The sequence below is a fragment of the Hafnia paralvei genome (assembly GCF_020150375.1).
GTDB classification, from domain to species: Bacteria; Pseudomonadota; Gammaproteobacteria; order Enterobacterales; family Enterobacteriaceae; genus Hafnia; species Hafnia paralvei.
This window is the reverse complement of sequence record NZ_CP083737.1, coordinates 161,111-187,182: the sequence shown is the minus strand read 5'-3', so window position 1 is coordinate 187,182 and position 26,072 is coordinate 161,111. Positions and strand designations below refer to the sequence as shown.

The following is a 26,072-nucleotide window of genomic DNA, read 5'->3' as shown; positions in this document are numbered from 1 at the left end:
ATACGTCTTTTTCACTGGGAATTTATACAGATTATTGGAGATTATATCAGCGCGGTGAGCGAATCCAACCGTGAAATCTCAACGTGAGGTAACAAACGGCTATCTGAGGCCGTGGTTAAGCTACGTTCACGGTCGTTGATCCAGCAAGCCTGCATGCCGCTGCGTATCGCGCCAGCCACGTCCGTAGTGAGATCGTCGCCGACATGCAGAATATGAGTCATTGGAACATTCAAACGTTGCTGGGCCGTACGGTACATGTCGTCATGAGGCTTTGAGCGACCGTCTGGACCTGAACGTAGAATAAACGCAAAGTAATCAGCGAGGCCAAACAATGTCGGATCGGCGTTACCGTTAGTAATGGCTGCCAAAGGAACCTTTTCTGCCAACGCTCGCAGCGTGGTATGCGTAGATTCCGGTACCGTAATCTGGCTGCGCCAGTGAGCAAAATTTTCCATTGCAGAATCAGCACCCGCGCTAGCCTGCGCTTCACTAAAGCCGCCGCGTGTTAGCGCTAAATACACCGCTTGCCAGCGCCATGCGGTCACATCGTGACAAATTTCTGGGTCTTTGGCGCGGAGTTCTGAGCGTAAATGCTGCCAGTCTGCACTTTGCCACTCGCGTAACGGTTCAAAATTTTGCTGTAAAAATGCCAATGATTCCCGCTCGGTACGCATGATGACCGGATGGTTATCATACAGCGTATCATCAAGATCAAAGGTGAAAGCCGCAATCGCTTTGAGCGGGCGATAAAAATGGAGATTCGAATACATCAGGATTTTCCTCGTTTAGCGCGTGGATGCGCCGCATCGTACACCTTCGCCAAATGTTGGAAATCGAGGTGGGTATAGATTTGGGTCGTCGTCAGATTGGCGTGACCAAGAAGCTCTTGCACCGCACGCAGGTCGCCGCTGGACTCTAGCATGTGCGTTGCAAACGAGTGGCGTAGTTTATGCGGGTTGATATGGCTGGTGACGCCCTGTTTAACGCCCCATTCGGCGAACCGCTTCTGTACGCTGCGCACAGAAATTCGCTTTCCCAATTTGGATACAAAAACCGCATCATCAACCGGATCGTAAATTTCACGCAATGGTAGCCACTGCTCTAACCAATGGATCGCGGTGCGACCAATGGGTAGTTTACGCTCTTTACTCCCTTTCCCCAGCACCCAGACTTCGCCCGAAGCCATATTCATGTGACGACAGTCGAGCCCTACCAGCTCGGATAGACGGAGGCCTGCACCGTACATCACCTCAAGCATGGTGCGATCGCGAACGGCAAGAGGATCGCTGGAATCAATCTCCAGCAGTCGGTTGACGTCATCAACGTCGAGATTTTTAGGTAAATGACGCGCTTGTTTGGGGGCGCTAATCCCCTTGGCTGGATTTACAGACATGACACCTTGGCTGACTTGCCAATCGAGAAAGCTGCGCAACGAGGAGAGGCGAAGCGCAATACTGGCAGCCTCCAGCCCCATGCGTTTGCTACGCGCAGTAATCATGCGTACCTGATTGGAATCAAGCTGCCGCCAGTCACGTAGACCCGAGGCCGAAATAATCTCAATAATCGCCATCAACTGATGATGATAGCTTTCAATCGTATGTGGGCTAAGCTGGCGCTCGACGCGCAAAAAACGCAGAAACGCCTCAACGGGCAACGCTAACGTCTGAGTTTCTACGCTCATTGGCGTTCAATCCATCGGCTTATTAGCCCCGGCATCAGCAAAGCAAGCTGATCGAGCAACACAGTGCCCTGACCTTGCTGATAATGATGGCTGTCACGGCTACTAAAGATAATTAGCCCTAAATCACCAAATTCGCCCATCAGAGATAGCGCCACCGAGCCCACCATTTTGGCCTGCGGTAATACTAGCAGCAGTTCAGGACCGTTCAACGTCCCGAGATAGTGGTTCTGATTGCCGAGCCGTTGGATCCGCATCATCTCAAAGTCATTGCGTGAAAGAGCTAAATGAGCAAAATCAGATGGCGCATTCAGATACCATTTGTCGCTAAACAAACGGATATTCGCGCCTGCCAGCCCGAGAGAACGTGCCCAGCGATTAAAGCGCTGGAGGAAATCAGAGAGGCTGTCAGCCCCTGCCAAATGGCCTTGTAACTCTAACAAACGATTAAATAAAACTTCATTGGCACTGGCCTGTTCCATCAGCAACGTGATCTCTTCTTCCAGATTGAAGATATGCTGACGTTGTCGATTCAACTGCCATTCAACTAATGAAACAGCACCGCGCACCGGGTGGGGAACCTGCATCTGTTCCACATTGCGCGCATTACGAATGAAGAAGTCAGGGTTCTGTAGCAGATACTCCATCACCTGTGCATCATTTAGCGCCAGATTGTCCAATACCCGATCTTCGATGTCGCTCATAGTTGTCTATCGCTCACTCATAAACGGATGAATTATAGGTGTATGAAGCCGTCATAAACATGCGTGGCTGGCCCTGTCATAAACAACGGATTATCCGGCCCCTTCCAGCGAATTTGCAGGCGGCCGCCTGGCAAATCAACCTGTACATTCTCATCTAACAGGCCTTGCTGAATACCCACGGCAACCGCAGCACAAGCACCACTGCCGCAGGCTTGTGTTTCGCCTGCACCGCGTTCATACACTCTCAATTTGATCTGATTACGGTTAATTACCTGCATAAAACCAACGTTTACCCGCTCAGGGAAGCGCTCATGGCTTTCCAGAACCGGACCAATGGTTTCAACTAACGCAGTTTCAACGTCATCGACCTGTAACACACAGTGCGGATTTCCCATGGATACCGCGCCGCATAGAATGGTGTGTTCAGCCGCACGCATGATATAGGTTTTTTCTGCTTTCACCGCTTTGAACGGGATCTTGGATGGCTCAAAAATCGGTTCACCCATATTCACTGTAACCAACTCATCGTCGCTGACTTTCAACACCATGCGGCCATTCTGCGTGCTCACGCGAATTTCACGTTTATTGGTCAATCCTTTCAACCGGACAAAACGGGCAAAACAGCGCGCGCCATTGCCACACTGTCCTACCTCACTGCCATCGGCATTAAAGATTCGATAGTGAAAATCTAAATCAGGATCATAGGGTGGTTCAACTATCAGCATCTGGTCGAAGCCCACACCATTGTGTCGATCGGACAGACGGCGGATAAGCTCCGGCGAGAAGTAAACGTTTTGTGTTACAGCATCAACGACCATGAAATCGTTGCCTAAACCGTGCATTTTAGAGAACTGCATACCTACCTCTCAACCCTACGTCTTAACTTCCGTCGTCACCTAAATAACATCCTGACAGTTCTCGCTATCTTGGATTATTGGCCTTGCTCTACACCGGCAATATTGGAGGGTGTATTCGCACCCTGATTAGCTGCAGGTGCATTAGTCTGAGTGTCTGGCTGGCTCTGTTTTGCTGCTGGCGCATCAGCCGGTGGGAAGTACAAAGGCCCTTTCAAGCCGCAACCAGCAAGACCGAATAGGGAAAAAGCCACCAAGGCCAGACGAAATTGTTTTTTCATGGTCATTACCATTTATTGTATTAATGCGTGTGGATCCAACTTATAAGCTCTCTATAATCGCAGTTGGACCCTGAAAAGCAATAGGAAATGAATATGAACGATACCGAGTTTCACCAGTTAGCAGATAAGCTGATGTTAAACATCGAAGAGGCCATTGACGCTTATGAAGGTGATGCCGACATCGATTACGAAACCAATGGCGGAGTGATGGCGCTGACTTTTGAGAATGGCAGCAAAATCGTGATCAACCGTCAGGAGCCGTTGCATCAGATATGGCTGGCAACCAAAGCGGGCGGCTATCACTTCAACTTCCGCGATACCGGATGGATCTGCGACCGTAGTGGCGAAGAGTTTTACGCCCTGCTGTCAACGGCGTGCAGCGCACAGTCTGGTGAAGAAATTAAGATCTCTTGATAGGGAATACGTTGGACGAAGCCAACAGCATCAGCGATTGATGTGAGAAAAAAACGCCTTGTCATGAGATATTCATGACAAGGAAGTATTTATACCGCCGATACTTTACGTTGCATAATGCTAAAGGGTAGATTCCTTATTGTTTGCAATGCAAACTATATACGATATATATCATCAAAATAAATAAAGGATGACACTCAAAACATAAAGAAATGATACATTCCATCAATAGACAAACAACTCATAGATGGTAGCATTAGGTATTAGAATGTATATGCCATCCCAACACGGAAACGAGTTTGACGATCTTCTGAGGAAGAAGAAACAGAAACATTACCGACCTCTACATAAGGAGTCATGTTATCTATTTTATAAGAAGTGCGGAAATTATATTCATAATCATCCTTATCATTATTATAAATGACTAAGTCTGATTTCTTATACAACGCATTAATCTCAAAGCCAAGGTTACCCACATTATATCCAAGCCAAACGTCGCCACGATTCATATGGCCATCATCTTTATCCACCTCTGAACCACTATCGGTATTACGACTATATTCATAGCGGTAACGACCTGCCACCCACCACTGCTCATTAATATTATATTGAACTCGAAGATATGGCTTATAAATAGCCGTTGATGAGGCCGTTTCCAATACAAAGCCCGGCTGTATAACAAAATCAGACGCTGAGAATTGATAGCTTAGCGTATATTCATCGCCGTTATCACCGAACTCACTGAATGGCCGCTCTTGGTCATCCCCGCCTGAGCGGGTTTTGGCTTCTACGGCGAAACCGAAACCATTGTCAAAGCGATGTGAAATGTAAACGCGATCGTAGTTTGCCTTTGAGTCGTCAAGATACTCATGACGCAAATCGACCATGACTGCGCTAGCTGTGCTGGATAATAGAGGTAATAATAGAAACGCGATTTTCTTCATCATTAACATTCCATATTAAAAGAGGGGCCCTGATACTGGATAAAAAATAGTCTTACCATAATTAAAATCGTATGCTCTCTGGTTACAATTCGGATTGTTTTAGAGACACATATAATATTGCCAATATAAATTGGCAGAACGAACGTATTCTGACGAAGACTGTACATTTAAATATTTAAGTTCACCTTTGTATTTCTGCCAAGTAATAGCTTTTTATGGCATAGAATCAAAGCTCACAAGAATATAAATCACAACTTTAACAAAGGTAAAACTTCATTCTAAAAACTCACGACCTCTAATATAAAACTAACTATCAGACAAAGGCTCATGATTATAAGTGAGTTATTATGATACCAAATGAGTCTACTGGCTTTACGATATAGACAGATACATTCATGGGCATTATATTTCAAGTATTTCGTATCATTTAAATTGGCTCAATTGCGCCAAAGCAAATAGAATTAATTGTGGCATATGGAATTTAAATAAAATAACGACACAGGTTAGTTTTAATAACACTATGTCGTTATGTTTTTAATGCAGTTGGAACTGCTGTTTCAGCGGCGTGCCGTCGTTATCGTCGTTCACATTACACTGTGGCAAGGTGTTTGCACGAAACGGCATCACCTGTGAGCGACCATCAACGTTCACGATTTGATAGAATTGCGGCAGGTTAAAGTTGATAAAACTTGAACCATAGGTGAAGCGATCGTGCGATGAAGAGTAGAAACGGCTAACATCACGCACCAGTTCTTCCTTACTGCCTTCGCAATGGTGATACACTTCTACGCGATTAGTTTCATCCAGAATATAGATGTTAAATCCTTCGTTATCACCATCTTCGAAGAAAAATTGAATAATCCCTTCGCTTGCGTAGCCATCAACCACCGCTGGCAAATGTACCTGCTCAGTTTCGACCTGAATGGATAAGCCATGCAGTTTGTTATTCGAAATCGCCCCGTAGAACTCAACGGCGTTCTCGAGTTTCTGCACCGAAACGCTTAAGCGCTCAAAGAACAGTCCCCAGGTTTGTCCCGCCACACGCACGGCTTTGAAACGACCTGGCTCGAGGCGAGTACTCGATAAACGCAAATCAATACATTCAGATACCAACTGCTGCAACCGCGTACGGATCAAACCACGCAGATGCTGGCTATAACACAGAACTTCAACCGACTCCGGTGGCGCCGCGTCCTGATGCATTTTGCCTAAAATCGTTTTCAGCGCTTCCAACACCGCCTGCTCACCGCTAAAGTGCAAGGTACGCACTTCATTCCATGAGTTACGGTACAGCAGGTCGATACTGCCGACTAAACATTGCTGTTGCTGCCCAAAACTGAATACGTCCAACTTGCGGAAGTCGAAATGTACCACCTGATTGCGAAACGCCGCCGTTGGATCATTTTCCAAGTTGACGATAATCGCCAGATGACGGATTTCACACGGGCTATACAACGCTTTCGGCGATGGGGCAGGCAAACGTATAGGGAAATGCTGAGACACATCATGAACCAGCTCCTGTAGCTTATTAATATCGCACAGGTTGTTGTTGCTCTTGATATGTAGCTTGGTATCCGCAGTCAGTAATCCATTGAAATATGCCCACGCCACAAGTTTGTTCAGATAGCGGTTATATTCCAGCGGCTGATGGCTGATGATCGTGTCAATAGTCGGCGCTTGATTATACAAGTACCAACCGGTACGGTTGGCTCGGCCAATCGGTACGTGAATAAAGGTCAGATTTTTTTCTGATAAATCAGGAGAAATCTGCGGGTTCACCAGTGTGACTTTACCCGGCAATGCCTCAAACGCCGCATAGAGTTTACGGGTGAGCACCCCGATATCCTGTGGGCTGGCGCTTACACTAAGGTTATTTCGACGCGCAAAGCGGATCAGATTGCGGTAACTCTGCATCATGGCATCTAGCAGCTCATTATGCGCTTCGCGAACCCGTTCGATTTTCCAGTTAGCGCGATCGTCGAGCACTTCAATACGCTCTTGATCCCAGCCCCAAGATCCGACCAGTTGGCTCAGAATTTCGCGTCGCCAGCCTACACAGGCGCGGCTACGTGATAATTTTTCACACACTTTCAGGTAGAAGCAGCGGCGAGCTAAATCGAGACGCGCAGTATCGTTAATCTGCTCCAGATAATGCGTGACACGCTCTAGCATCATGCAGTAAGGGTCAAGCCCGAAAGAGACTATCTCCCCCTTGTGCAGACGCTGTTTAATCGTGATCGCGAGCAGTTCAGCATTCGGGTATTCCCACGAATAAGCTTCGAGCAACAAGGTTTTCAGCACTGCCTTGTAAGGAGAATCGATGCTTTTATACAGCTGCCACAGACTCGCACCAAAGTACTCTTCAGCGGAAAGTGAGCTGAGACCGCCAAGGTCTAGCCATTCGTTTGGCGTTAACGCGCCCTGAGAGTACAGCGACATGACGTATTCGTCATAGTGTGCTTCTTCTTCGCTTGGCACCATATTCCACAGAATACGCTTGCCCGCTAGACGTACCGCAGTGCGATAGAACTCATCAAGCAAGAGAATATGCTGAGTGGAGCCACAATCTTCCCCGCCTAAACTGCCGCTTTCATTATGGCGGAAACGGTTTTCATCGATTAGGAAGAAGCTGACCTCCACGCCAAGCGACGCAGCCCATTTTTCCAACCGTGTACATTTTTGCTGTAACCGATTGCGCTCATCGCCATCCAACCAAGATTGGTGGCATACCCAAATATCCAAATCCGAACTACAGCTTTGCCCGATGGATGAAGTGCTTCCCATTGAGTAAACGCCAGTAATCGGCAGTTGGCCTGGATTATCCGCAGCAATAAAGCCGGGAGAGCGGGGATCGATTTCATGTAAATAGGTTTGCTGATTTTCATCAGGCGTGTAGAAGCAGATGCCATGGGGAACGTTACCATCAAGGTAACCTGGCATCAGAGGGTGGTGGTAATGCAATAAGGTTGGCAGCAGACTGTAAACCTGTTGAAAGGCCGGCCCCATAGCCGCTAAAGCGCGATCAACCCGAAGTTGATTTATCGCATCCAGTCTCTGTTTCAGTGTCTCGATGTAGAGGTACAAGACGTTTCGCCTGATTATTCCAGTGTCTGAGAGAACCCTGTTTCCGTATCTCACCGTTTTTTAGTAAGAAATGTTTTAATAAGAAATTGCTGGAAACGTGATCAATCTAACACCTTGCTGGTTGACCGTAAAGTATGTAAAGCCACACACTTATTGTAGCGCCTTTCTTGTCGTTGATCTTACCGACTATTTCATCCTTTCCCCTTCCCAATTATTTTCCCACTAAACAGCCATCAGGTTCCAGCGCTGCAGGTTTGCTAACAAAATGATAGGATGAAGCATAGGATAAAAATGGATATTCATATGCAAGAAAATACGTCTCAGCCAAACCAGACCCTACGCATTGCCACCAGACAGAGCCCACTGGCACTGTGGCAGGCATATTATGTCCGCGATCATCTGCAAGCACATTGGCCAGATTTGACCGTGGAGTTGGTGCCTATGGTGACTCGCGGCGACGTTCTGCTGGATACTCCGTTGGCAAAAGTAGGCGGCAAAGGCCTGTTTGTGAAAGAACTGGAGCTAGCGTTACTGGATGGGCGTGCCGATATTGCCGTGCATTCAATGAAAGATGTTCCGGTCGCCTTCCCCGAAGGTTTAGGACTCGTCACCATCTGCGAACGCGAAGATCCGCGCGATGCTTTTGTCTCGCCTAAATATGCGCGTTTGGAGGATTTGCCTGAAGGAAGCATCGTTGGCACCTCTAGTCTGCGTCGTCAGTGTCAGCTAAGAGAGATTCGCCCAGACCTCATCGTGCGCGATCTGCGTGGCAACGTGGGAACTCGCTTGGCAAAACTGGATAACGGTGACTATGACGCTATTATTCTGGCCGCTGCGGGTTTAAAACGTTTAGAGCTTGAAGAACGTATCCGCTATGCGCTACCGCCAGAACAATCTCTGCCAGCCGTCGGCCAAGGCGCCGTGGGTATAGAGTGCCGCTTGAATGACACTCGAACCCAAGCGCTACTCGCTCCGCTTAATGATATTGATACAGCCACTCGCGTCAGTGCTGAGCGCGCGATGAATACGCGTTTGGAAGGAGGTTGTCAGGTTCCTATCGGCAGCTATTCTGAACTGAATGGCGATGAAATATGGCTGCGTGCTTTAGTGGGGAAACCCGACGGTACCCTCATTATTCGCGGTGAACGCCGTGGCCCGCGCGCTAAAGCCGCGGAGTTGGGCGTTTCGCTAGCGGAAGAATTACTTGAACGCGGTGCACGGGAAATTCTGGAAGACGTTTATCAAGGGCAAACGCCGCGATGAGTATTTTGGTCACTCGCCCATCACCTGCTGGTGAAGCCCTAGTCAGTAGACTGCGAACGCTGGGGCGAGCGGCCTATCATGTTCCGCTTATCGACTTTACGCCTGGTTCAGGGTTAACAACCTTACCCACCCAACTTCAACGGCTTGCTTCGGGCGATCTGGTTTTCGCCTTATCACAACATGCGGTACGCTATGCCCATCCCTATCTGCAAAGAAACGGAATGACATGGCCCCGTGAGCTCAGCTATTTTGCCATTGGACGCCCAACGGCGCTACGCCTGCACACCGCCAGTGGCCTGCCCGTCGGTTATCCACGGCCGCCAGAAACTTCTGAGTCCTTACTACTTCTCCCTGAATTAAGAGACATAGCAGGAAAACGGGCACTAATATTACGTGGCAACGGTGGTCGAGAGTTATTAGCCGAAACATTGACCCAACGCGGCGTGAACGTAACACTGTGTGAATGCTATCAACGTTGTGCTATCCACTATAATGGTGCTGAACAAAGCGCTCACTGGCAACGGCAAGGGATTTCAACACTCGTCGTGACCAGTGGCGAAATGCTACAACAACTGTATGATTTAGTTCCTGATTACGATCGGATAATGTGGCTATTACATTGCCGTTTGATTGTGGTTAGCGAACGGTTAGCTACCCTCGCTCAGGCATTGGGCTGGAAAGACATTCAGGTAGCTGAAAGTGCTGATAATGACGCGCTGATCCGCGCGCTACAATAACTGACTATGGGAAGTGCCAAGATGACGGAACCGACAACCCCATCCGAAAAGGTTGAGGAAAAGAACACCGCGACTGAACACGAGATCCAGCCAGCATCTAATCTCAACAATAATATCTCCAGTGAGCAGGTCGCTAAAACTGTGAAAAAAGAATCCGCTAAAGGGCCTGTGCTGGGCGCCATTGCCATTGTTTTGGTGATTGCACTCGGTGCTGGTTTATATTATCACGGCCATCAACAGGCCTTGGCGCAACAGGCTGAGAATAATGAACTCAGCGATCAACTGACTGCGCTGCATAACGAGCAGGCACAAGAGAAACTGCGTATCAACGCACTGATCAACCAGCAAAATAAAGCGCTTAGCGTTGCCGATCAATTGCAAACATCTCAATCACAGCAGTTGAAAGAGCTAGAAGCCAAAGTTGCCGCGATTTCAGGTAGCGATGCAAAAAACTGGTTACTCGCTCAGGCTGATTTTCTGGTTAAGCTGGCCGGTCGCAAGTTATGGAGCGATCAGGACGTCACAACCGCCGGTGCGCTGTTGAAAAGCGCCGATGAGAGTTTGGCTGAAATGAACGATCCAAGCCTGATCGATGTACGCCGTGCGCTGACTGAAGATATCTCATCATTAGCGAGCGTCAGCCAAATTGATTTTGATGGCATTATTCTCAAACTGAATCAGCTATCTAACCAAGTTGACGATTTGCGTCTCGCTGACAATAACAGCGATGAGGCCCCGATGGACGAAGATGACGGTGAAGTGTCTAGTTCATTAAACGAATGGCGACAAAATTTGGTGAAAAGCTGGCATAACTTTATGTCTGAGTTTATCACTGTACGTCGCCGCGACAGTAGCGCTGAGCCGCTGCTGGCACCAAACCAAGATGTGTACCTGCGTGAAAACATTCGCTCGCGCTTGCTGGTCGCCGCCCAAGCGGTACCACGCCATCAAAATGAAGTTTATCAGCAGTCCCTTGAAACCGTCTCAACGTGGGTGCGTGCTTACTTCGATGTGAATGATCCCACGACAAAAGCCTTCCTGAGCCAGTTAGATGAGCTTAGTCAGCAGTCTATTAATATGGATGTCCCAACAGAGCTAAAGAGCCAACCACTGTTGGAAAAACTGATGCAAACCCGCGTGCGTAATCTGATGGCGACACCTTCTGTGCCAGCCGCCGCGCCCACAGCACAGGGAGAATAAGCATGCTTAAGGTCTTATTGCTGTTTATCATCCTAATCGCAGGGATTGTATTGGGGCCCATGTTTGCCGGCCATCAGGGCTACGTTTTGATTCAGACGGATACCTACAACATCGAAACTAGCGTTACTGCGCTGGTGATCATGTTGATCCTATTGATTGTTGTGTTATTCGCGATTGAGTGGATACTCCGCCGCGTCTTTCGCACAGGAGCTCGTACACGCGGCTGGTTCGTTGGGCGCAAGCGTACACGTGCGCGTAAGCAAACTCGCGAAGGCTTAATGAAGCTTGCTGAAGGCGACTACACCCAAGTGGAAAAACTGCTTTCCCGCAATGCCGATCACGCAGAACAACCTGTGGTCAACTATTTACTGGCGGCTGAAGCGGCACAGCAGCGTGGTGACGAGCTACGCGTTAATCAGTACTTAGAACGAGCTTCCGAAGTTGCTGACAGCAACCAGCTTCCTGTCGATATCACTCGAGTGCGCATTCAATTGGCTCGTGGTGAAAATCATGCAGCACGCCACGGCGTTGACGCTCTGCTAAATGTTGCACCGCGTCACCCTGAAGTACTTCGTTTGGCAGAGCAAGCGTATGTCAGAACGCAGGCATATCAGTCACTACTTGAGATTTTACCCAGCCTTGCCAAAGCTAATGTTTATAACGATGACGAGATCCAGCAACTACAGCTAAAAGCTTACATCGGCCTGATGAACGAGCGCATGGCTAACGGTGGCAGTCTTGGTCTAAAAAGTTGGTGGAATGACCAAAGTCGCAAAACGCGCCATGAGACCGCTTTGCAAGTCGCGATGATAGAGCATCTCATCGAATGTAACGATCACGATACAGCCCAACAGATTTTAGTTGATGGGCTGAAACGTAAATTCGACGAACGCTTGGTGCTCTTGATGCCAAAACTCAAATCAGGTAACCCTGAACAGTTAGAGAAGCTGTTAAATCAGCAAATTAAGCAACATGGCGCTAGCGCATTGCTCAACAGCACCTTAGGCCAACTATTAATGCGTCACGGCGAGTGGCAGCAGGCCAGCGAAGCCTTCCGTGCTGCGCTTAAACAGCGCCCAGACGCTTACGACTACGCTTGGTTAGCCGATGTGTTAGATAAACTCCATCGTCCTGAAGAGGCCGCTCAGATGCGACGTGATGGCCTATTACTGACGCTAAAGCAAGATCAGCCCGCTAATCCAGCCTAAGCACTACTCGCTCTTCTTCTAAGCCCGCATGATGCGGGCTTTTTTATGCGATTTTTAGGCAAAAAAAACACCTGCCATAGGGCAAGTGTCTAAAAGGACAATCAGATCTTAGGACAACTGATTGGTGTCTCACTCAACGTTACGCCCGTGGGCTGATGAAGGGTCAAAACCACTATCATCAGGATCGGACAATAGACACCGTAAATTGGCTCTGCATCATTCGGAGGTTTATGAAGCTTTCGCAAACATAAGAAGGTGAATGAGCATCTACGTAGATAATAATGCACTTAGCGTGCCAACTTTTAAAACTAAGCCCTATCCAGCGATATTTTTATACTCAGTGCGCTACAGCAAGCTTGCGCTAGGCAACTTATAAAAGCAGCAGGCGAATCACTCGCCGTCTCGTAGAGACACAGAACCCGTTTACCCATCAATGTGTCGCCCACCAACGACACCTTTCTTCGCAAGAGAAATTCATATTTAAAATCAATTAATTATGAGTCTCAATTCAGAGACATAGCCAATAAGCTATGTCGTTAAAAACCAACATAGTGAAAATTGTTTTATTGTTCAAAAGAGTAACAAGGCTGGAATAAGAAGCAGACAGAACTAAAAGTCGAAGCCAAAAAGAAAATATCAGAGGGTTGTTTGAGGAATTTTAAACGAAAAAAAACCCCGCATTGCGGGGTCTTTCTCAAGAGTGGTCGGCGAGAGAGGATTCGAACCTCCGACCCACTGGTCCCAAACCAGTTGCGCTACCAAGCTGCGCTACTCGCCGATGCAATTCTTTTCACCCATAATGCTTAAGTTGCATTAGAGCTTTCTAACTGTCTGAACACGATTTTATTCTACAAATCACATTCAATTAATTGGTCGGCGAGAGAGGATTCGAACCTCCGACCCACTGGTCCCAAACCAGTTGCGCTACCAAGCTGCGCTACTCGCCGATAACTCTGACTTACGCCTAAGAGTTCGTACTACTGAATGACCTCGGTCATTTTACTACTCACAGATTACCAATTCTAGATTGGTTGTGGTGCGAAGAGAGGGACTTGAACCCTCACGTCCGTAAGGACACTAACACCTGAAGCTAGCGCGTCTACCAATTCCGCCACCTTCGCAATGCCACTTAAATCTGGGGTGGCTAATGGGACTCGAACCCACGACAACTGGAATCACAATCCAGGGCTCTACCAACTGAGCTATAGCCACCATCAATTCTTATAACGCGGTATCGTATTTTGTACTGCATACCACCGCAGCTCTTGCACACAAAGCTTCGTAAAGCTCTTTAAAAAACTGGTGCGCCCGACAGGATTCGAACCTGAGACCTCTGCCTCCGGAGGGCAGCGCTCTATCCAGCTGAGCTACGGGCGCTTAGCGCCGTTGCGGGAACGGATATTACGGACTTGGTGCCATGCTGTCTAGTGCTTTTTGTCATAAATATTGCGTTTGATTAGACTTTGCGCATTCTGACGCAAATGTCGACGCTTTACCCTACGACTTCTATCAAATCATCACTGTTTATCAGCTATCGATGATTTATTTCCCCAACGCGTTAACAAATAAACATACTGAAGATAGCGAATAGAGATAAGGCATTAAGGGGCAAAAAACCCCTTTGACACACATGCTATAAACGCCCGCCGTAGTAATACCCTAAAAACTTAAGCAACTTGAACTGACGACGCCAACGCGTTGGCTGAGCTAATAAACGGTATAGCCACTCCAGCCCAAGATTCTGCCATACCTTAGGCGCACGTTTGACATGCCCAGTGAAAACATCGTAAGTACCGCCAACCCCCATATACAGCGCACCAGGATAGACGTTACGACAGTCACGCATCAAGATTTCCTGTTTTGGCGATCCCATTGCTACCGTCACTATTTTTGCACCACTTGCGCGGATACGTTCAAACAAGGCAGTACGTTCTTCCGGTTTAAAGTAACCATCTTGGCTACCTACAATATTAACATTCCACTGCTGACGTAGCTTGGCTTCGGTTTCAGCCAAAATTTCAGGTTTACCGCCGATAAGGAAAACAGGCGTTCCCTTCTCTCCCGCGCGCTGCATTAACGCTTCCCAGAGATCAGCCCCTGCCACGCGACTAAGTTGAGCTCCTGGGTATTTGCGGCGAATAGCACGAACCATGCTGATACCATCGCAATACTTATATTCAGCTGCATCGATCAAATCGCGAAGAGGCTTATCGACCTCAGCGGTCATCACTTTCTCAGCGTTAATTGCCACCAAAGTACCGGTTTTCAGTTCGCCGTCATCAAACAGGTGCTCAAGAAACTGTGGCATATCACGGAAGCCCCAAAGCTCGATGCCTCTAATGTCATATTTAGGGATGGGGTTCGTCGTCTGCATGTTCATTATCCTTGTAAAACTTTTCTTGCGGGAGACGTCACTCGAGGCATACGGCTCCGGCGAACTCGCTGCCGAATCAAACCAGCGCTATCAAACAGCCAATAAAGTAGTTTTGCGATCAACAGACACAATCCAAATATCAGGCAGAAAAACACCACGCGTGATACGAAAGAGTCCATTCCCTCTCGGGCTAGTACGATAATGTTGAACACAGCGCCGAAACAGAATGCCTGCATTATCGCTGCCTTATAACGGTTGGCCTCACGCTTGCCTTTTTCATATAGCCAATCAAACCATTTGATAATCAGACCTACAGCTATCGCTCCCAACGGGATAAAAGCGACTCCGCCCATTACAACCAGAGAACCAATCAGCGTTGGAGAAATAGCTAAACCAGAATGGTTGTTAAGTACTTCCCAGGTGAAATAATTGGCGGTGTTGAATACTTGGTCGGGACGTCCCGGCCACATCCAGCTTGGAATGAAGACGTAGAAGTCGCGGATAATCGGCGCTAGGCCTTGGAAATCAATCTTGTCGTAGTTTTGCAGCAACAACCCGAGATTCTCCCACGGGGAGAAAGTGTCTCGCGTCAGATATAGGAAGGTATAAAACGCTTCATCGCCGCTCACGTTCATGCCATAGCGTTTTAGCGCCAGCCAGAACATACCAACAATACCTAGTACACCAGCAGCAGCCAGCATCCACAAGGTTATCCAGCCACGTACAATGCCAATGAACAAGAACAGAGCAAAGGCAATGATGATGTTGGCACGAGTTCCACCGACAATCACATAGGTTAAAATACCAAACGCCACGGTGCTAACGAGGAAAAACAGCCAAGCGCGCTGATCCTGCTTAAGGAAATAGACCACTAGCATGGCCGGAATAAAGAAGTAGAAGAAACGCTTAAGCGCCACGCCCGAGACATCACTAGAGAAAATTTGGCTGTATGAATGCAGCTTAAATAATAAGAAGCCGTTATTCATAAAGAACACGCCGACGGTGCCAATAGCGATCAACGCTAACAGGATCCACGTCAGGTGCGCTTCAACCCGATTAATGCTAAACATCGAACGCTCGGTTTGAACCTTTTGAACCGGCCTTAGACGTGTTTTATAGGTTACATAATAGATGGCATAAAACGCCGTGGCCGAAAGCTGAGCATAAAGCAGATACTCAACGGGCACGACCGTGACATCAAAGCGGAAAACCAGCATACATGTCAGCGGGAAGCCAAAATAAAACGTGAGTAAAAACAATAGGGAAAAGAACACGTTGAAGTTAAAGCGAACGCGGCGAAATTCCTTGTATGTCAGGAATAAAACAAACACTACCGAGAAGAAATAGACTAACGATAAGCCGCCTAACTGCGCCAGAGTCATACATGTTCCCCTGCGGCAATTTCCAAGGCCTGCTGCCAACCATCAATGTAGTTTGGATTAAAAAATGCGATCTGGCTTTTATCAACGACATTCATCTGGCGCTGTGCTTCACGTGCAACATTTGCGTCGAGAGAATCGCCGTAGAACAGTACCGGCAGATGCTGCTCAGCTAAATCCTGCCAGAATGGGTTTTTGCGGCTCAACACAAACGGCACGCCAAACTGGATCAGCAAACATAACGTGCCAATTCCCTGCTGACGATTAAAGATGAAATAGCCCAAATCACAGCGACGCAGGATATCCAGATAGTCAGCAAAAGCCACCTGCTGTGTCAAAAGCTGCACATTCTCTGCAGGGAATAACTGCTCTGCCGCCTGTTTAACCTGAGCGATATACTCGGCGTTATTGGCGGGATACCCCATTGGGATAATGATGCGGTTGTCTGTACCAAATTGCTCTTTGATCGCTTCCAGCGCTTCTCTGTGGCGATTGGTCCGATCACCCGAATTCCCAACCAGAATAGTCAGTGGGCCATTCACCGATTTTTGGGGGTTCTCCAGCGTAAGCGCGGGATCCATACGCGTCGGAAAATAGAGCAATGAGGCCGGTACTCGAGGGTGGCGTTGCTGATAATGAATCAGATCGCCGCGAGTAGCGAATACGTGCCCCACTCGTCCCTGTGCCACACGGCGCAATTGGTAGAATAAGCGAAATTTCCAACTGGTGGCGTCCTCATACAGATCCGCCCCCCACGCATGCCATGCAACCTGTGAAGATTTAATCTTCCCAGTAAGCAAAGCAATCCAGAGCGTGGGATTAAATTGCCCATGCATAAAGAAGCGCACTGAACGATCGGCTTTGGCTCGTGCGATAACCGCCTCAGCCAAGGTTTTTTTATCCGGCCAAACGGTAATATCAAGCTGCTCGAATGCGCTAAACGCCGAAGCATCACGCGCTGCTACCATAAAGTGCCGAGCTTGTTCTTTTGGCACGCGTTCACTCAACACATCGTTAAAGAAGCGCAGTACGGTCAGGTTATGGTGTGGGATATCCGATCCCAGAACGTGAATCAGTGTCGTCATGCCCGTCTACGATAAATCAAGAATACAGATGTACAGAGCAGGAAATAGACGATGTAAGTCGCCATATATGCCTGCGCTGCTCCAAGAGCGCCATGCTGCGGGATGAGCCAATGAGAGAAACCGGTGAGCAAGATAAACTGGCTCACCTCAGTCATGACATAAAAGCGCAGCGATGCTTTGGCGATCACGAGATAGCCAAAGACATAGGAACCCACTTTCAATACATCGCCAACCAACTGCCATGCGAACAAATCACGCATTGCAATAAACTTATTGGAGAATAACAGCCAAATGGCAAAGTCTCGCAGCAACCAAACGGTAAAACTGGCCGCTGCCACCGCAGGCAAAACAAACAGGAGTGAGCGGCTGATTTCGCGGCTAATGTCATGTTTACTCACCAATCGCGACAATGTTGGCAACAGATATACGCTGAATGAAGCGGTAATAAACTGCAGATAAGCATCAGATATGCTGCTGACCCCTTGCCAAATTCCCACTTCATCCCAGCTATAATACCGTGCCAACAAATTCCGCATCATCACGTAAGCAACCGGCAGCGTTACCGATGTGATCAACGCCATAATGGTGAACTTGCCGAGATTGCTGGCAATCGCCTTGTCCCACCCCAAGCGAAAATAGCTCAGCGGTATATGTCGACGCTTAAACAGCATGAAGCTCGCAGGGATCACTACAATAGCTGGAACCAACGCTAAGCCCGCCAACGCGCCAGGATAACCGCCAAACGCATAACAGAGATAATACGCGACGACACCCAGTAAACTACCGCCGATGATGGAGAGCGCATTACCACGCGCATCACGAAAGCCTTTCAATACCGCCATAAAGAAGTTGGCGTAGGCAATGCCCATCTGGATAAAAGCGACTGCGCGCACAATCGGTTGATAGTCCGCATGGCCAAACAAACCAACGCTTATTGGTTCAGCCGCGAGCAGGAATACCACCGCCAACAAGGTGGAGAAGCCCAGAATCATACTGGACGAAGTCCCCACCACCGCCTTTAAGCGCTCAGGTTGTTGATGATACTCAGCCACATACTTGGTGATGCCGTTAAAAATACCCGCACCTGAGAGAACACCGAGCACGGTAACCATCTGACGAAAATTTCCCGCCTGCCCAACACCGCTAGGGCCAAAAGAGACCGCCAGCAGCTTAACGACCAGCAGCCCTACCCCAATTTTGATCAGGGTAGAGCCGGCCGTCCATAAAGATGCTTTTGCTAATGACATCAGCCAAAGAAACTCTGAATAGTGCTAATCACCGTACGTTGGTTAACGTCAGACATATTATAGAACAGCGGTAAACGTGCTAAACGCTCGCTTTCTTTGGTGGTATATACGTCTTTACCTTCAAAACGGCCAAAACGCTCACCTGCAGGGCACTCATGCAGAGGGATGTAATGGAATACCGACATGATTTCAGCTTCTTTAAGATAGTTAATGAAGTCTGAACGCTGATCGATATCACGCAGTTTCAGATAGAACATATGCGCGTTTTGCTGGCAATCATTCGGTACCGATGGCAGCTCAACTTTGCCTTTTTGGGCTAATGGCAGGAACGCATCATAATAATTCTGCCATAGCTGCAAACGACGTTGGTTGATCTTCTCTGCGGCTTCTAACTGCGCCCACAGGTAAGCAGCCTGTAGGTCAGACATCAAATAGCTGGAACCAATATCACGCCAAGTATACTTGTCCACTAAGCCACGGAAGAACTGGCTACGGTTAGTTCCTTTTTCGCGAATAATCTCCGCACGCTCAATCAATGCAGGATCGTTAATCAGCGTCGCGCCACCTTCACCACCCGCGGTGTAATTCTTGGTTTCATGGAAGCTAAAACAACCGATGTGGCCAATTGAGCCCAGCGCTTTGCCTTTGTAAGTTGACATCACGCCTTGAGCGGCATCTTCAACCACAAACAAATTATATTTCTTCGCCAACGCCATAATAGTGTCCATTTCACAGGCTACGCCCGCGTAGTGAACCGGCACAATAGCGCGAGTTTTATCGGTAATAGCGGCTTCAATTTTGGTTTCATCAATATTCATCGTATCTGGACGCAAATCGACAAACACCACTTTCGCACCGCGCAACACAAAGGCATTGGCTGTAGAAACAAAGGTAAAGCTTGGCATAATGACTTCATCGTCAGGCTGAATATCCAGCAGCAAAGCAGCCATTTCTAACGAAGCAGTACAAGAAGGCGTTAACAGCACCTTGGCGCTGCCAAAACGTTGCTCCATCCACTGCTGGCAACGGCGAGTAAAACCACCGTCCCCGCACAGCTTGCCGCTGCTCATAGCGGCCTGCATATACTCAAGTTCTGTCCCTACAACGGGAGGCGCGTTAAATGGAATCATGTGTTCACCTGTATAGCCAGTAGGCCGAGCTTTCAATCACGGCACCGCTGCGAATATAAAGCCGTAAAGCCGGAATGTTTCCCGTTTGTGTTGCAACATGCAGACACGAAAGGTTGTTATCCCGACACCAATTCTGTGCCAGCTGCATAAGCTGTTTTCCAATCCCTAAGCCTGCCGCTTCTGGAGCAACGGCAAGTAGACCGATTCTGGCCTCTCCATTAGCAAGAGCGCGTAACGTAACGAATCCAGCAGGCTTCATTTGCGTATTGAGCACCAGCAAGCATTGGTGGTCAAAGGTTCCTAGAACCGCTTTTTCCACCCACTCGGCATAAAAACGAGCGCTGTCGCCAGCTTGATACCAAGGGGCTCGAAAACGGCTAAGCGCAAAAGCCTGCGCAGCCTGTGCTCTGAGCCAAGGGATATCCTCAAGCACGGCAATACGACTGCCAAAAATAGTCGTCCCTGCGCTATTTGCATTTCTTGTGCCAATCTGTTCAAGTCCGGTGGAAAGCGATAAATCTATTTCCCCCTCAACCAACCTGAAACCGAGGTTCGCTAAGTCATCCGCCAATACCAATTGATTGGCAGGAATTTTAGCCTGCACAATATCAAACGGCTGAAGATCAGCCGTTGTTAGTTGTGGAGCCGTCGATGAAAAAGCCAATTTTGCGCTACGGAGCTGAAAATATTCACTCTCCCACGCTAAGGGCTCAATATTGGCGCGGACGCACATGTAATAGATCCATTAGGTGATGACTTTTTGTCTTTTTACTCGTAAAGAAAACAGAATTACTGCAATCCTAAACGCTCACCAGCATAAGAGCCATCTTGCACGCGTTTCCACCAAGACTCATTGGCTAGGTACCACTCAACCGTTTTGCGGATACCGCTTTCAAAGGTTTCCTGTGGTCGCCATCCCAGTTCGCGTTCAATCTTGGCGGCATCAATCGCGTAACGCATGTCATGTCCAGGGCGGTCCGTTACGTAGGTAATCAGATCGGCATAATGCTCAACGCCATCTGGTTTGCTCGGAACCAGCTCCTCGAGAAGCGTGCAAACAGTTTTCACTACGTCAATATTCTTACGCTCGTTATGACCACCGATGTTATAGGTTTCACCGATAACACCTTCAGTCACCACCAGATACAGTGCTCGAGCATGATCTTCAACGTATAGCCAATCACGGATCTGCGCGCCATTGCCATACACCGGCAACGGCTTCCCTGCTAATGCGTTGAGAATAATCAACGGGATCAGCTTTTCTGGGAAATGGTATGGGCCATAGTTGTTGGAGCAATTAGTCACAATGGTTGGGAAACCATAGGTACGCAGCCAAGCGCGTACCAAGTGATCGCTGGATGCCTTAGAGGCAGAGTATGGGCTGCTTGGGGCATATGGCGTCGTTTCAGTGAAGAAATCGTCAGTGCCATGCAAATCGCCATATACTTCATCGGTGGAAATATGATGGAAACGGAAAGCGTTTTTACGCTGCTCGTCCAGTCCATTCCAGTATTGGCGAGCTGCTTCCAAGATCGTATAGGTGCCTACGATGTTAGTTTCAATAAAAGCGGCAGGACCATCAATAGAGCGATCAACGTGGCTTTCCGCAGCCAAGTGCATCACGTAGTCTGGCTGATATTGGGCAAATACCCGATCGAGTTCGGTACGATTGCAAATATCTACTTGCTCAAATGCATAGCGATCGCTATCAGAAACCGGAGTCAACGACTCTAGATTGCCGGCATAGGTCAGCTTATCCACGACCACAACGCTGTTGTTAGTATCAGCAATAATATGGCGCACCACGGCGGAACCAATAAAACCAGCACCGCCGGTTACAAGAATACGCTTCACTGCCATACTCCTTTAGTATCGACAATATAGGACTGAGTCACTTGCGCGGCTGGGACCGCTTTAAACTGCTTGTGATCGACCAGCATGACAATCACATCCGCCTGACGTAGTGCGTCTGCGGTAGTGACCAAATCAGCGTGACCAATTAACTTTTTCGGCAACTGCTCAATATTCGGCTCAACAACCAACGTTTGTCCCGCATGCCATTCAGCAATCATATGAGCGATTTCCATCGCAGGACTTTCGCGTAAATCGTCAATATCAGGCTTAAAGGCTAAACCGAAACAGGCAATTTTAATCTCAGCAGCTCGCTTACCAGACTGGGACAAGCAATCGGCAACCGCGGCTTTAACGCGGTCAACCACCCAAATAGGTTTGCCATCATTCACCAGACGTGCGGTATGGATCAAACGTGCTTGCTGTGGATTCTGAGATACGATAAACCATGGGTCGACGGCGATACAGTGCCCACCGACGCCTGGACCGGGCTGTAAAATATTGACTCGAGGATGGCGATTCGCCAACGCGATCAGCTCCCATACATTAATGCCTTGAGTATCGCAAATCAGCGAAAGCTCGTTAGCAAATGCAATGTTGACATCACGGAAGCTGTTTTCCGTCAATTTACACATCTCGGCAGTGCGGGAATTGGTCACCACACATTCGCCTTCGAGGAAAATCTTGTAAAGCTCACTAGCTCGGGCTGAACATTTTGGCGTCATCCCGCCGATCACGCGATCATTTTGAATCAGTTCAACCATCACTTTTCCCGGCAAGACACGCTCTGGGCAATAAGCAATATTCACATCGGCAGATTCACCGGCCTGATGCGGAAAACTCAAATCTGGGCGAGATTCTGCCAGCCATGCCACCATTTGTTCTGTCGCACCCACGGGGGATGTAGACTCGAGGATGACCAGATCGCCTTTTTTCAGCACGGGGGCTATCGATTTGGCTGCAGACTCGACATAAACCATATCCGGTTCATGATCGCCTTTAAACGGGGTTGGGACTGCGATCAAAAATGCATCTGCGGCTTCAGGCGTTGTTACTGCACGCAGGAAACCACCGTCAACGGCCTGTTTAACCACTTTATCAAGATCAGGCTCAACAATATGGATTGCACCGCGATTAATCGTATCTACAGCATGTTGGTTCACATCCACGCCAATCACTTTTTTCTGGCGCGAGGAGAATGCAGCCGCAGTTGGCAGACCGATATAACCCAGACCAATAACAGAGATAGTTTCAAAACTCATAACGTCACCTGATGATTTTTTAATGCTTCAAGGATTCGTTGGCAGGCATGTCCGTCGCCATACGGGTTATGTGCTCGGCTCATCGCATGATATTCCTCATCATCCGTTAGCAACCGACTGACCTGTTCCAATATCTTTTTAGTATCTGTTCCAACTAAACGTACTGTCCCTGCCGTAACAGCTTCAGGACGTTCAGTGGTATCTCGCATAACCAATACCGGTTTTCCGAGAGAAGGCGCTTCTTCCTGAATACCACCGGAGTCCGTTAGGATCATATAGGCGTGATTCATGAGATAGACAAACGGCAGATAGTCTTGAGGCTCAATGAGAATAACGTTATCGATGCCGCGTAAAATACGGTTAACAGGTTCGCTCACGTTCGGGTTCAGATGCACAGGATATACAACCTGTACATCAGGATGAGAACGGGCGATTTCAGCTAAGGCGCTACAGATACGCTCAAAACCACCTCCAAAACTTTCTCGACGATGTCCCGTAACCAAAATCAGCTTTTTCGTTTTATCTAGGAACGGATAGCGAAGGTCTAGACTTTTTTTCAGTTCTTCATTGCCCAACACACGATCGCGAACCCAAATCAACGCATCAATGACGGTATTACCTGTGATAAAAATATTTGTATCTGAGATGGCTTCTCTGATGAGGTTCTGCTTTGAAGTTTCCGTCGGGGCAAAATGGAACATAGCCATATGACCGGTCAATGTTCGGTTCGCCTCTTCCGGCCATGGAGAATACAGATTCCCGGTTCTCAGCCCCGCTTCAACGTGACCGACGGGAATACGCTGATAAAAGGCAGCCAAGCTGGCAGCCATGGTCGTCGTCGTATCACCGTGAACTAATACTACGTCAGGTTTGAAATCCTCCAATACCGGCTTCAAACCTTCCAGAATGCGACAAGTTATTTCACTGAGTCCCTGGCCAGGTCTCATAATATTCAGGTCATAATCAGGCGTAATTTCAAATAAGTTTAGTACCTGATCCAACATCTCACGATGCTGAGCTGTTACGCAGACTTTCGCCTCAAAGGCACTATCCTTTGCCAAAGCATGAACCAGCGGAGCCATTTTAATGGCCTCAGGACGGGTTCCAAATACAGTCAATACTTTCACTGTAGATCTCTTTTTATCAGTAAATTACGGCCATCAGCCGTAGTTTGGGCACCTTCCGGTGCCCAATAGGATGAATTCAGATAACTTACGGGCGAGTTCGTCTCACTAACGCCACCCCAGCGCCGACCAAAGCGCCGATAGCTCCCCACATCACGAGCATGAAGCCTCGGCGTGGACTATCGCGTTTAACCGGTTCTTCCGGTGTGCGAAGATAACGATAGGTCTGGAATTTGCTATCCAATGTTGGTCCAACATTGAGCGTATTGAGCATCGCGCGATTTTGATCATAATCCAGATCGTAGCTTGGTCCTGATGCCTGAAGTGCTTCTAAACGAGCCTGCAGCATAGGGCGGCCTAACATAAACAAATCCGCTGCAGGCAGTTGCTCTGCTGGAGTATCAGTGCGAGAACTGCTAATACCCTGCTGCTGTGCGATCTTTAATCCTTGCTCAAGCCCCTTAACCTCCCGCTGATAAATGGCGGAGGCCACTTCTTCTTGGCGTTTCACCTGCGCTTTGAGAGAAATAGTACGAGCAGCCCACGCGCCCTGAATCTCTTCATTCAAATGGCTAGCTGCTTGCTGACTGGCAAAATCAACATATTGTCGTAGCAACGTATTCGCATCTGCTGCCGTCTCTGCGATTAATTTGACGCTATCATTGGTTTTTTTCGCATCATCGCGGGGAATGAACACAATGTTATTCACCATCTCATCTAGCAAGGCTGCATCAGCTTTAACATCGCCCTCTTTGCGCTCTTGGTAATATTTGCTCTTTAGCCAGAAATCGCGACGAGTATCATACGCCGCTAATTGCATAATGAACTCATTATAGGCTTCATCAGCAATACTGGGCTCAAGTGTCTGGTTACCGCCAATTCGTTGATCAAGATTGCGTAAAAACTGCTGCTGAGAATAATAACCACCCAACAGATTTACCGTCGGCTTATCAGTGATAGCGGTAGCACTCCACTCCTGCTTCATCAGAAAAGAAACAAGTATCGCAACGATAGCAAAAGCGGCAGCTACACCAATTATCCAAGCCTTGCCCTGCCAAAGGGTGCGGCACAAACCGCGAATATCCAACTCGTTTTCAACGGGCATTTCGTTCTGGTTCGACATTGTCTCAATTTCCATCACTACATCAGGTTAAGCTTTTTTGCGCTGCGCCGCGTTACGGAGTCGCCGCTTCATACGCTTAATATAACGGGCTACACGCCACGCGCGTTTTATACAATATCCGTACATGAAAAATGCAAGCAAGAATAATGCCAACATTCCCCATTCAGGCATAAATTGTAACCTTTCGCCTAATACGCCAATTGCCGCCAACAGTGCCGCAGCGGCAGTGATAAGAACGAAAGCCTGACGGGAGGTAAAGCCGGCACGCATAATCAAATGATGAATATGCTGGCGATCTGGTGAGAAAGGGCTCATTCCTTTGCGCAATCTGCGATACATGATGGCAATCATATCCATCAGTGGGATCGCTATCATCCAAAGCGCCGTCACCGGATTCATCGGATGTGATTTTCCCTGAGTGCTCTGCAACAGGATCCAAATCACCGTGAAACCGATCAGGGTACTACCCGCATCGCCCATAAAGACTTTATAACGGCGCCCCAAAATCCCAAGGTTTAGCACGATGTAAGGTAAGATTGCCGCAATAATGGCGAAACACCACAGCGCTAAATCTCCTTGGTGATCCTGAAAAAGCAAAATCCCCATGGCGGCAAAGGTCACACAAGATAACCCGCCCAGCAGGCCATCGATCCCATCCACCATATTGAACGCATTGATGGCGGCCCAAACGGCAAACAGAGTGACGACATAGCCAAATGGCCCAAGATTTAGCTCCCACGGGCCTAACACATGCCCCAAGGTCATGAGATATAAGCCGCCGTAAACCATCATGGCAATGGCGATCAATGCCTGTACCGTTGCTCGGAATTTCACACTGATATCAAATCGGTCATCCAATGCACCGACCAGCACTAAGATGCCTGCACAAATCAGGTAAAGCTTCGCATGGGGTATATACGGCTGGAAGAAGAGGAAAGTAAAACAAATACCCGCGTAAACAGAAATACCGCCGACCAAAGGTATCAACCCTTGATGGCGTTTACGATAGTTCGGCTTATCTACTAGCCCTATTTTTTTTGCAACTTTCCGAGCAAAAAACAAGAACGCAAATGAGAATAGGAAGATAAGGAGAAGACTCATACTCATATCGAGTAAATTCACGGTTAACT

The 26,072-nt window shown here is 48.2% G+C and carries 23 protein-coding genes and 5 tRNA genes; 5 read left to right on the top strand and 23 right to left on the bottom strand.

Going from position 1 to position 26,072, the window contains the following annotated elements; all coding sequences use genetic code 11:
- Positions 1-41: 41 nt before the first annotated feature.
- From yigB to lptM, 5 genes are all read right to left on the bottom strand, one after another.
- Positions 42-770 (bottom strand): 5-amino-6-(5-phospho-D-ribitylamino)uracil phosphatase YigB, encoded by a 729-nt coding sequence (gene yigB / locus K9N75_RS00885; RefSeq protein ID WP_130955424.1) that lies wholly within the window; start codon positions 768-770, stop codon positions 42-44.
- Positions 770-1,681 (bottom strand): tyrosine recombinase XerC, encoded by a 912-nt coding sequence (gene xerC / locus K9N75_RS00880; protein WP_039189815.1) that lies wholly within the window; start codon positions 1,679-1,681, stop codon positions 770-772. Before xerC ends, yigB begins: the two co-directional genes overlap by 1 nt.
- Positions 1,678-2,382 (bottom strand): DUF484 domain-containing protein, encoded by a 705-nt coding sequence (locus K9N75_RS00875; protein ID WP_004089291.1) that lies wholly within the window; start codon positions 2,380-2,382, stop codon positions 1,678-1,680. Before K9N75_RS00875 ends, xerC begins: the two co-directional genes overlap by 4 nt.
- Before the next feature lie 32 nt (positions 2,383-2,414).
- Positions 2,415-3,239: a diaminopimelate epimerase gene (gene dapF, locus K9N75_RS00870; protein ID WP_008815848.1), complete on the bottom strand. Its 825-nt coding sequence runs from the start codon at positions 3,237-3,239 to the stop codon at positions 2,415-2,417.
- Between the two features lie 74 nt (positions 3,240-3,313).
- On the bottom strand, positions 3,314-3,517 hold the full coding sequence (lptM, locus tag K9N75_RS00865) for an LPS translocon maturation chaperone LptM (protein ID WP_035502137.1): 204 nt from the start codon (positions 3,515-3,517) through the stop codon (positions 3,314-3,316).
- 93 nt (positions 3,518-3,610) lie between these two features.
- Between lptM and cyaY the strand changes: the two genes are divergently transcribed.
- Positions 3,611-3,931, top strand: a complete 321-nt coding sequence (gene cyaY / locus K9N75_RS00860) for an iron donor protein CyaY (RefSeq protein WP_224452129.1) — start codon at positions 3,611-3,613, stop codon at positions 3,929-3,931.
- Positions 3,932-4,194: 263 nt separating this feature from the next.
- Here cyaY and K9N75_RS00855 read toward each other — a convergent pair whose 3' ends face one another.
- Positions 4,195-4,875, bottom strand: coding sequence for an oligogalacturonate-specific porin KdgM family protein (locus tag K9N75_RS00855; protein WP_223283598.1), 681 nt, complete (start codon positions 4,873-4,875; stop codon positions 4,195-4,197).
- Between the two features lie 534 nt (positions 4,876-5,409).
- A complete protein-coding gene (locus K9N75_RS00850; protein ID WP_224452128.1) occupies positions 5,410-7,959 on the bottom strand; it encodes a class I adenylate cyclase in 2,550 nt (849 codons plus the stop codon).
- Between the two features lie 303 nt (positions 7,960-8,262).
- Between K9N75_RS00850 and hemC the strand changes: the two genes are divergently transcribed.
- From hemC to hemY, 4 genes are read left to right on the top strand one after another with little or no spacing between them, the layout of a single operon-like run.
- Positions 8,263-9,222, top strand: a complete 960-nt coding sequence (gene hemC / locus K9N75_RS00845) for a hydroxymethylbilane synthase (RefSeq protein ID WP_039189878.1) — start codon at positions 8,263-8,265, stop codon at positions 9,220-9,222.
- Complete coding sequence (gene hemD / locus K9N75_RS00840) at positions 9,219-9,959, top strand: uroporphyrinogen-III synthase (RefSeq protein WP_039189822.1); 741 nt, start codon at positions 9,219-9,221, stop codon at positions 9,957-9,959. The genes hemC and hemD overlap by 4 nt, the downstream gene beginning before the upstream one ends.
- Before the next feature lie 21 nt (positions 9,960-9,980).
- Positions 9,981-11,159, top strand: a complete 1,179-nt coding sequence (gene hemX, locus K9N75_RS00835; RefSeq protein WP_008815842.1) for a uroporphyrinogen-III C-methyltransferase — start codon at positions 9,981-9,983, stop codon at positions 11,157-11,159.
- A gap of 2 nt (positions 11,160-11,161) precedes the next feature.
- Entirely contained in the window at positions 11,162-12,367 is a 1,206-nt protein-coding gene (hemY, locus tag K9N75_RS00830) for a protoheme IX biogenesis protein HemY (protein WP_039189825.1), read from the top strand.
- 701 nt (positions 12,368-13,068) lie between these two features.
- On the opposite strand, the gene K9N75_RS00825 is transcribed toward hemY, so the two are convergent.
- The 16 genes from K9N75_RS00825 to wecA all read right to left on the bottom strand — a co-directional run bounded on the left by K9N75_RS00825 (position 13,069) and on the right by wecA (position 26,064).
- Positions 13,069-13,145: transfer RNA gene (locus tag K9N75_RS00825), tRNA-Pro, on the bottom strand.
- A 92-nt stretch (positions 13,146-13,237) separates the two neighbouring features.
- Positions 13,238-13,314: transfer RNA gene (locus K9N75_RS00820), tRNA-Pro, on the bottom strand.
- Between the two features lie 87 nt (positions 13,315-13,401).
- Positions 13,402-13,488 (bottom strand) — tRNA-Leu (locus tag K9N75_RS00815).
- A gap of 15 nt (positions 13,489-13,503) precedes the next feature.
- Positions 13,504-13,579, bottom strand: a tRNA-His gene (locus K9N75_RS00810).
- 88 nt (positions 13,580-13,667) lie between these two features.
- Positions 13,668-13,744: transfer RNA gene (locus tag K9N75_RS00805), tRNA-Arg, on the bottom strand.
- A 256-nt stretch (positions 13,745-14,000) separates the two neighbouring features.
- Positions 14,001-14,747, bottom strand: a complete 747-nt coding sequence (gene wecG, locus K9N75_RS00800) for a lipopolysaccharide N-acetylmannosaminouronosyltransferase (protein WP_039189828.1) — start codon at positions 14,745-14,747, stop codon at positions 14,001-14,003.
- Positions 14,747-16,123 (bottom strand): ECA oligosaccharide polymerase, encoded by a 1,377-nt coding sequence (gene wzyE, locus K9N75_RS00795; protein WP_008815839.1) that lies wholly within the window; start codon positions 16,121-16,123, stop codon positions 14,747-14,749. Before wzyE ends, wecG begins: the two co-directional genes overlap by 1 nt.
- On the bottom strand, positions 16,120-17,205 hold the full coding sequence (locus K9N75_RS00790) for a TDP-N-acetylfucosamine:lipid II N-acetylfucosaminyltransferase (protein ID WP_064575450.1): 1,086 nt from the start codon (positions 17,203-17,205) through the stop codon (positions 16,120-16,122). Before K9N75_RS00790 ends, wzyE begins: the two co-directional genes overlap by 4 nt.
- Entirely contained in the window at positions 17,202-18,452 is a 1,251-nt protein-coding gene (wzxE, locus tag K9N75_RS00785; RefSeq protein WP_008815837.1) for a lipid III flippase WzxE, read from the bottom strand. The genes K9N75_RS00790 and wzxE overlap by 4 nt, the downstream gene beginning before the upstream one ends.
- The gene (gene rffA / locus K9N75_RS00780; RefSeq protein WP_039189837.1) at positions 18,452-19,582 is read right to left on the bottom strand and encodes a dTDP-4-amino-4,6-dideoxygalactose transaminase; all 1,131 of its coding nucleotides are present in this window, start codon (positions 19,580-19,582) and stop codon (positions 18,452-18,454) included. Before rffA ends, wzxE begins: the two co-directional genes overlap by 1 nt.
- A 4-nt stretch (positions 19,583-19,586) precedes the next feature.
- A complete protein-coding gene (rffC, locus tag K9N75_RS00775; protein ID WP_130974504.1) occupies positions 19,587-20,315 on the bottom strand; it encodes a dTDP-4-amino-4,6-dideoxy-D-galactose acyltransferase in 729 nt (242 codons plus the stop codon).
- A 56-nt stretch (positions 20,316-20,371) separates the two neighbouring features.
- Positions 20,372-21,442 (bottom strand): dTDP-glucose 4,6-dehydratase, encoded by a 1,071-nt coding sequence (gene rffG / locus K9N75_RS00770; RefSeq protein ID WP_193764686.1) that lies wholly within the window; start codon positions 21,440-21,442, stop codon positions 20,372-20,374.
- Complete coding sequence (gene wecC / locus K9N75_RS00765; protein ID WP_008815833.1) at positions 21,433-22,695, bottom strand: UDP-N-acetyl-D-mannosamine dehydrogenase; 1,263 nt, start codon at positions 22,693-22,695, stop codon at positions 21,433-21,435. The genes rffG and wecC overlap by 10 nt, the downstream gene beginning before the upstream one ends.
- Positions 22,692-23,822: a non-hydrolyzing UDP-N-acetylglucosamine 2-epimerase gene (gene wecB, locus K9N75_RS00760; RefSeq protein WP_008815832.1), complete on the bottom strand. Its 1,131-nt coding sequence runs from the start codon at positions 23,820-23,822 to the stop codon at positions 22,692-22,694. The genes wecC and wecB overlap by 4 nt, the downstream gene beginning before the upstream one ends.
- An 85-nt stretch (positions 23,823-23,907) precedes the next feature.
- Positions 23,908-24,957 carry an ECA polysaccharide chain length modulation protein gene (gene wzzE / locus K9N75_RS00755; protein ID WP_008815831.1) on the bottom strand — a complete coding sequence of 350 codons (1,050 nt, stop codon included), beginning with the start codon at positions 24,955-24,957 and terminating at the stop codon, positions 23,908-23,910.
- Between the two features lie 12 nt (positions 24,958-24,969).
- The gene (wecA, locus tag K9N75_RS00750; RefSeq protein ID WP_039189843.1) at positions 24,970-26,064 is read right to left on the bottom strand and encodes a UDP-N-acetylglucosamine--undecaprenyl-phosphate N-acetylglucosaminephosphotransferase; all 1,095 of its coding nucleotides are present in this window, start codon (positions 26,062-26,064) and stop codon (positions 24,970-24,972) included.
- Positions 26,065-26,072 lie beyond the last annotated feature (8 nt).

Excerpts from the sequence above, each read along its gene's own strand:
- hemY (WP_039189825.1), top strand. The coding sequence starts at position 11,162 with ATGCTTAAGGTCTTATTGCTGTTTATCATCCTAATCGCAGGGATTGTA.
- K9N75_RS00855 (WP_223283598.1), bottom strand. The coding sequence starts at position 4,875 with ATGAAGAAAATCGCGTTTCTATTATTACCTCTATTATCCAGCACAGCT.
- K9N75_RS00875 (WP_004089291.1), bottom strand. The coding sequence starts at position 2,382 with ATGAGCGACATCGAAGATCGGGTATTGGACAATCTGGCGCTAAATGAT.
- rffG (WP_193764686.1), bottom strand. The coding sequence starts at position 21,442 with ATGGCAGTGAAGCGTATTCTTGTAACCGGCGGTGCTGGTTTTATTGGT.
- hemC (WP_039189878.1), top strand. The coding sequence starts at position 8,263 with ATGCAAGAAAATACGTCTCAGCCAAACCAGACCCTACGCATTGCCACC.
- wzxE (WP_008815837.1), bottom strand. The coding sequence starts at position 18,452 with ATGTCATTAGCAAAAGCATCTTTATGGACGGCCGGCTCTACCCTGATC.
- wzzE (WP_008815831.1), bottom strand. The coding sequence starts at position 24,957 with ATGGAAATTGAGACAATGTCGAACCAGAACGAAATGCCCGTTGAAAAC.
- yigB (WP_130955424.1), bottom strand. The coding sequence starts at position 770 with ATGTATTCGAATCTCCATTTTTATCGCCCGCTCAAAGCGATTGCGGCT.
- wecG (WP_039189828.1), bottom strand. The coding sequence starts at position 14,747 with ATGAACATGCAGACGACGAACCCCATCCCTAAATATGACATTAGAGGC.
- K9N75_RS00790 (WP_064575450.1), bottom strand. The coding sequence starts at position 17,205 with ATGACGACACTGATTCACGTTCTGGGATCGGATATCCCACACCATAAC.
- lptM (WP_035502137.1), bottom strand. The coding sequence starts at position 3,517 with ATGAAAAAACAATTTCGTCTGGCCTTGGTGGCTTTTTCCCTATTCGGT.
- wzyE (WP_008815839.1), bottom strand. The coding sequence starts at position 16,123 with ATGACTCTGGCGCAGTTAGGCGGCTTATCGTTAGTCTATTTCTTCTCG.
- hemD (WP_039189822.1), top strand. The coding sequence starts at position 9,219 with ATGAGTATTTTGGTCACTCGCCCATCACCTGCTGGTGAAGCCCTAGTC.
- xerC (WP_039189815.1), bottom strand. The coding sequence starts at position 1,681 with ATGAGCGTAGAAACTCAGACGTTAGCGTTGCCCGTTGAGGCGTTTCTG.
- rffC (WP_130974504.1), bottom strand. The coding sequence starts at position 20,315 with ATGTGCGTCCGCGCCAATATTGAGCCCTTAGCGTGGGAGAGTGAATAT.
- wecC (WP_008815833.1), bottom strand. The coding sequence starts at position 22,695 with ATGAGTTTTGAAACTATCTCTGTTATTGGTCTGGGTTATATCGGTCTG.
- cyaY (WP_224452129.1), top strand. The coding sequence starts at position 3,611 with ATGAACGATACCGAGTTTCACCAGTTAGCAGATAAGCTGATGTTAAAC.
- dapF (WP_008815848.1), bottom strand. The coding sequence starts at position 3,239 with ATGCAGTTCTCTAAAATGCACGGTTTAGGCAACGATTTCATGGTCGTT.
- rffA (WP_039189837.1), bottom strand. The coding sequence starts at position 19,582 with ATGATTCCATTTAACGCGCCTCCCGTTGTAGGGACAGAACTTGAGTAT.
- hemX (WP_008815842.1), top strand. The coding sequence starts at position 9,981 with ATGACGGAACCGACAACCCCATCCGAAAAGGTTGAGGAAAAGAACACC.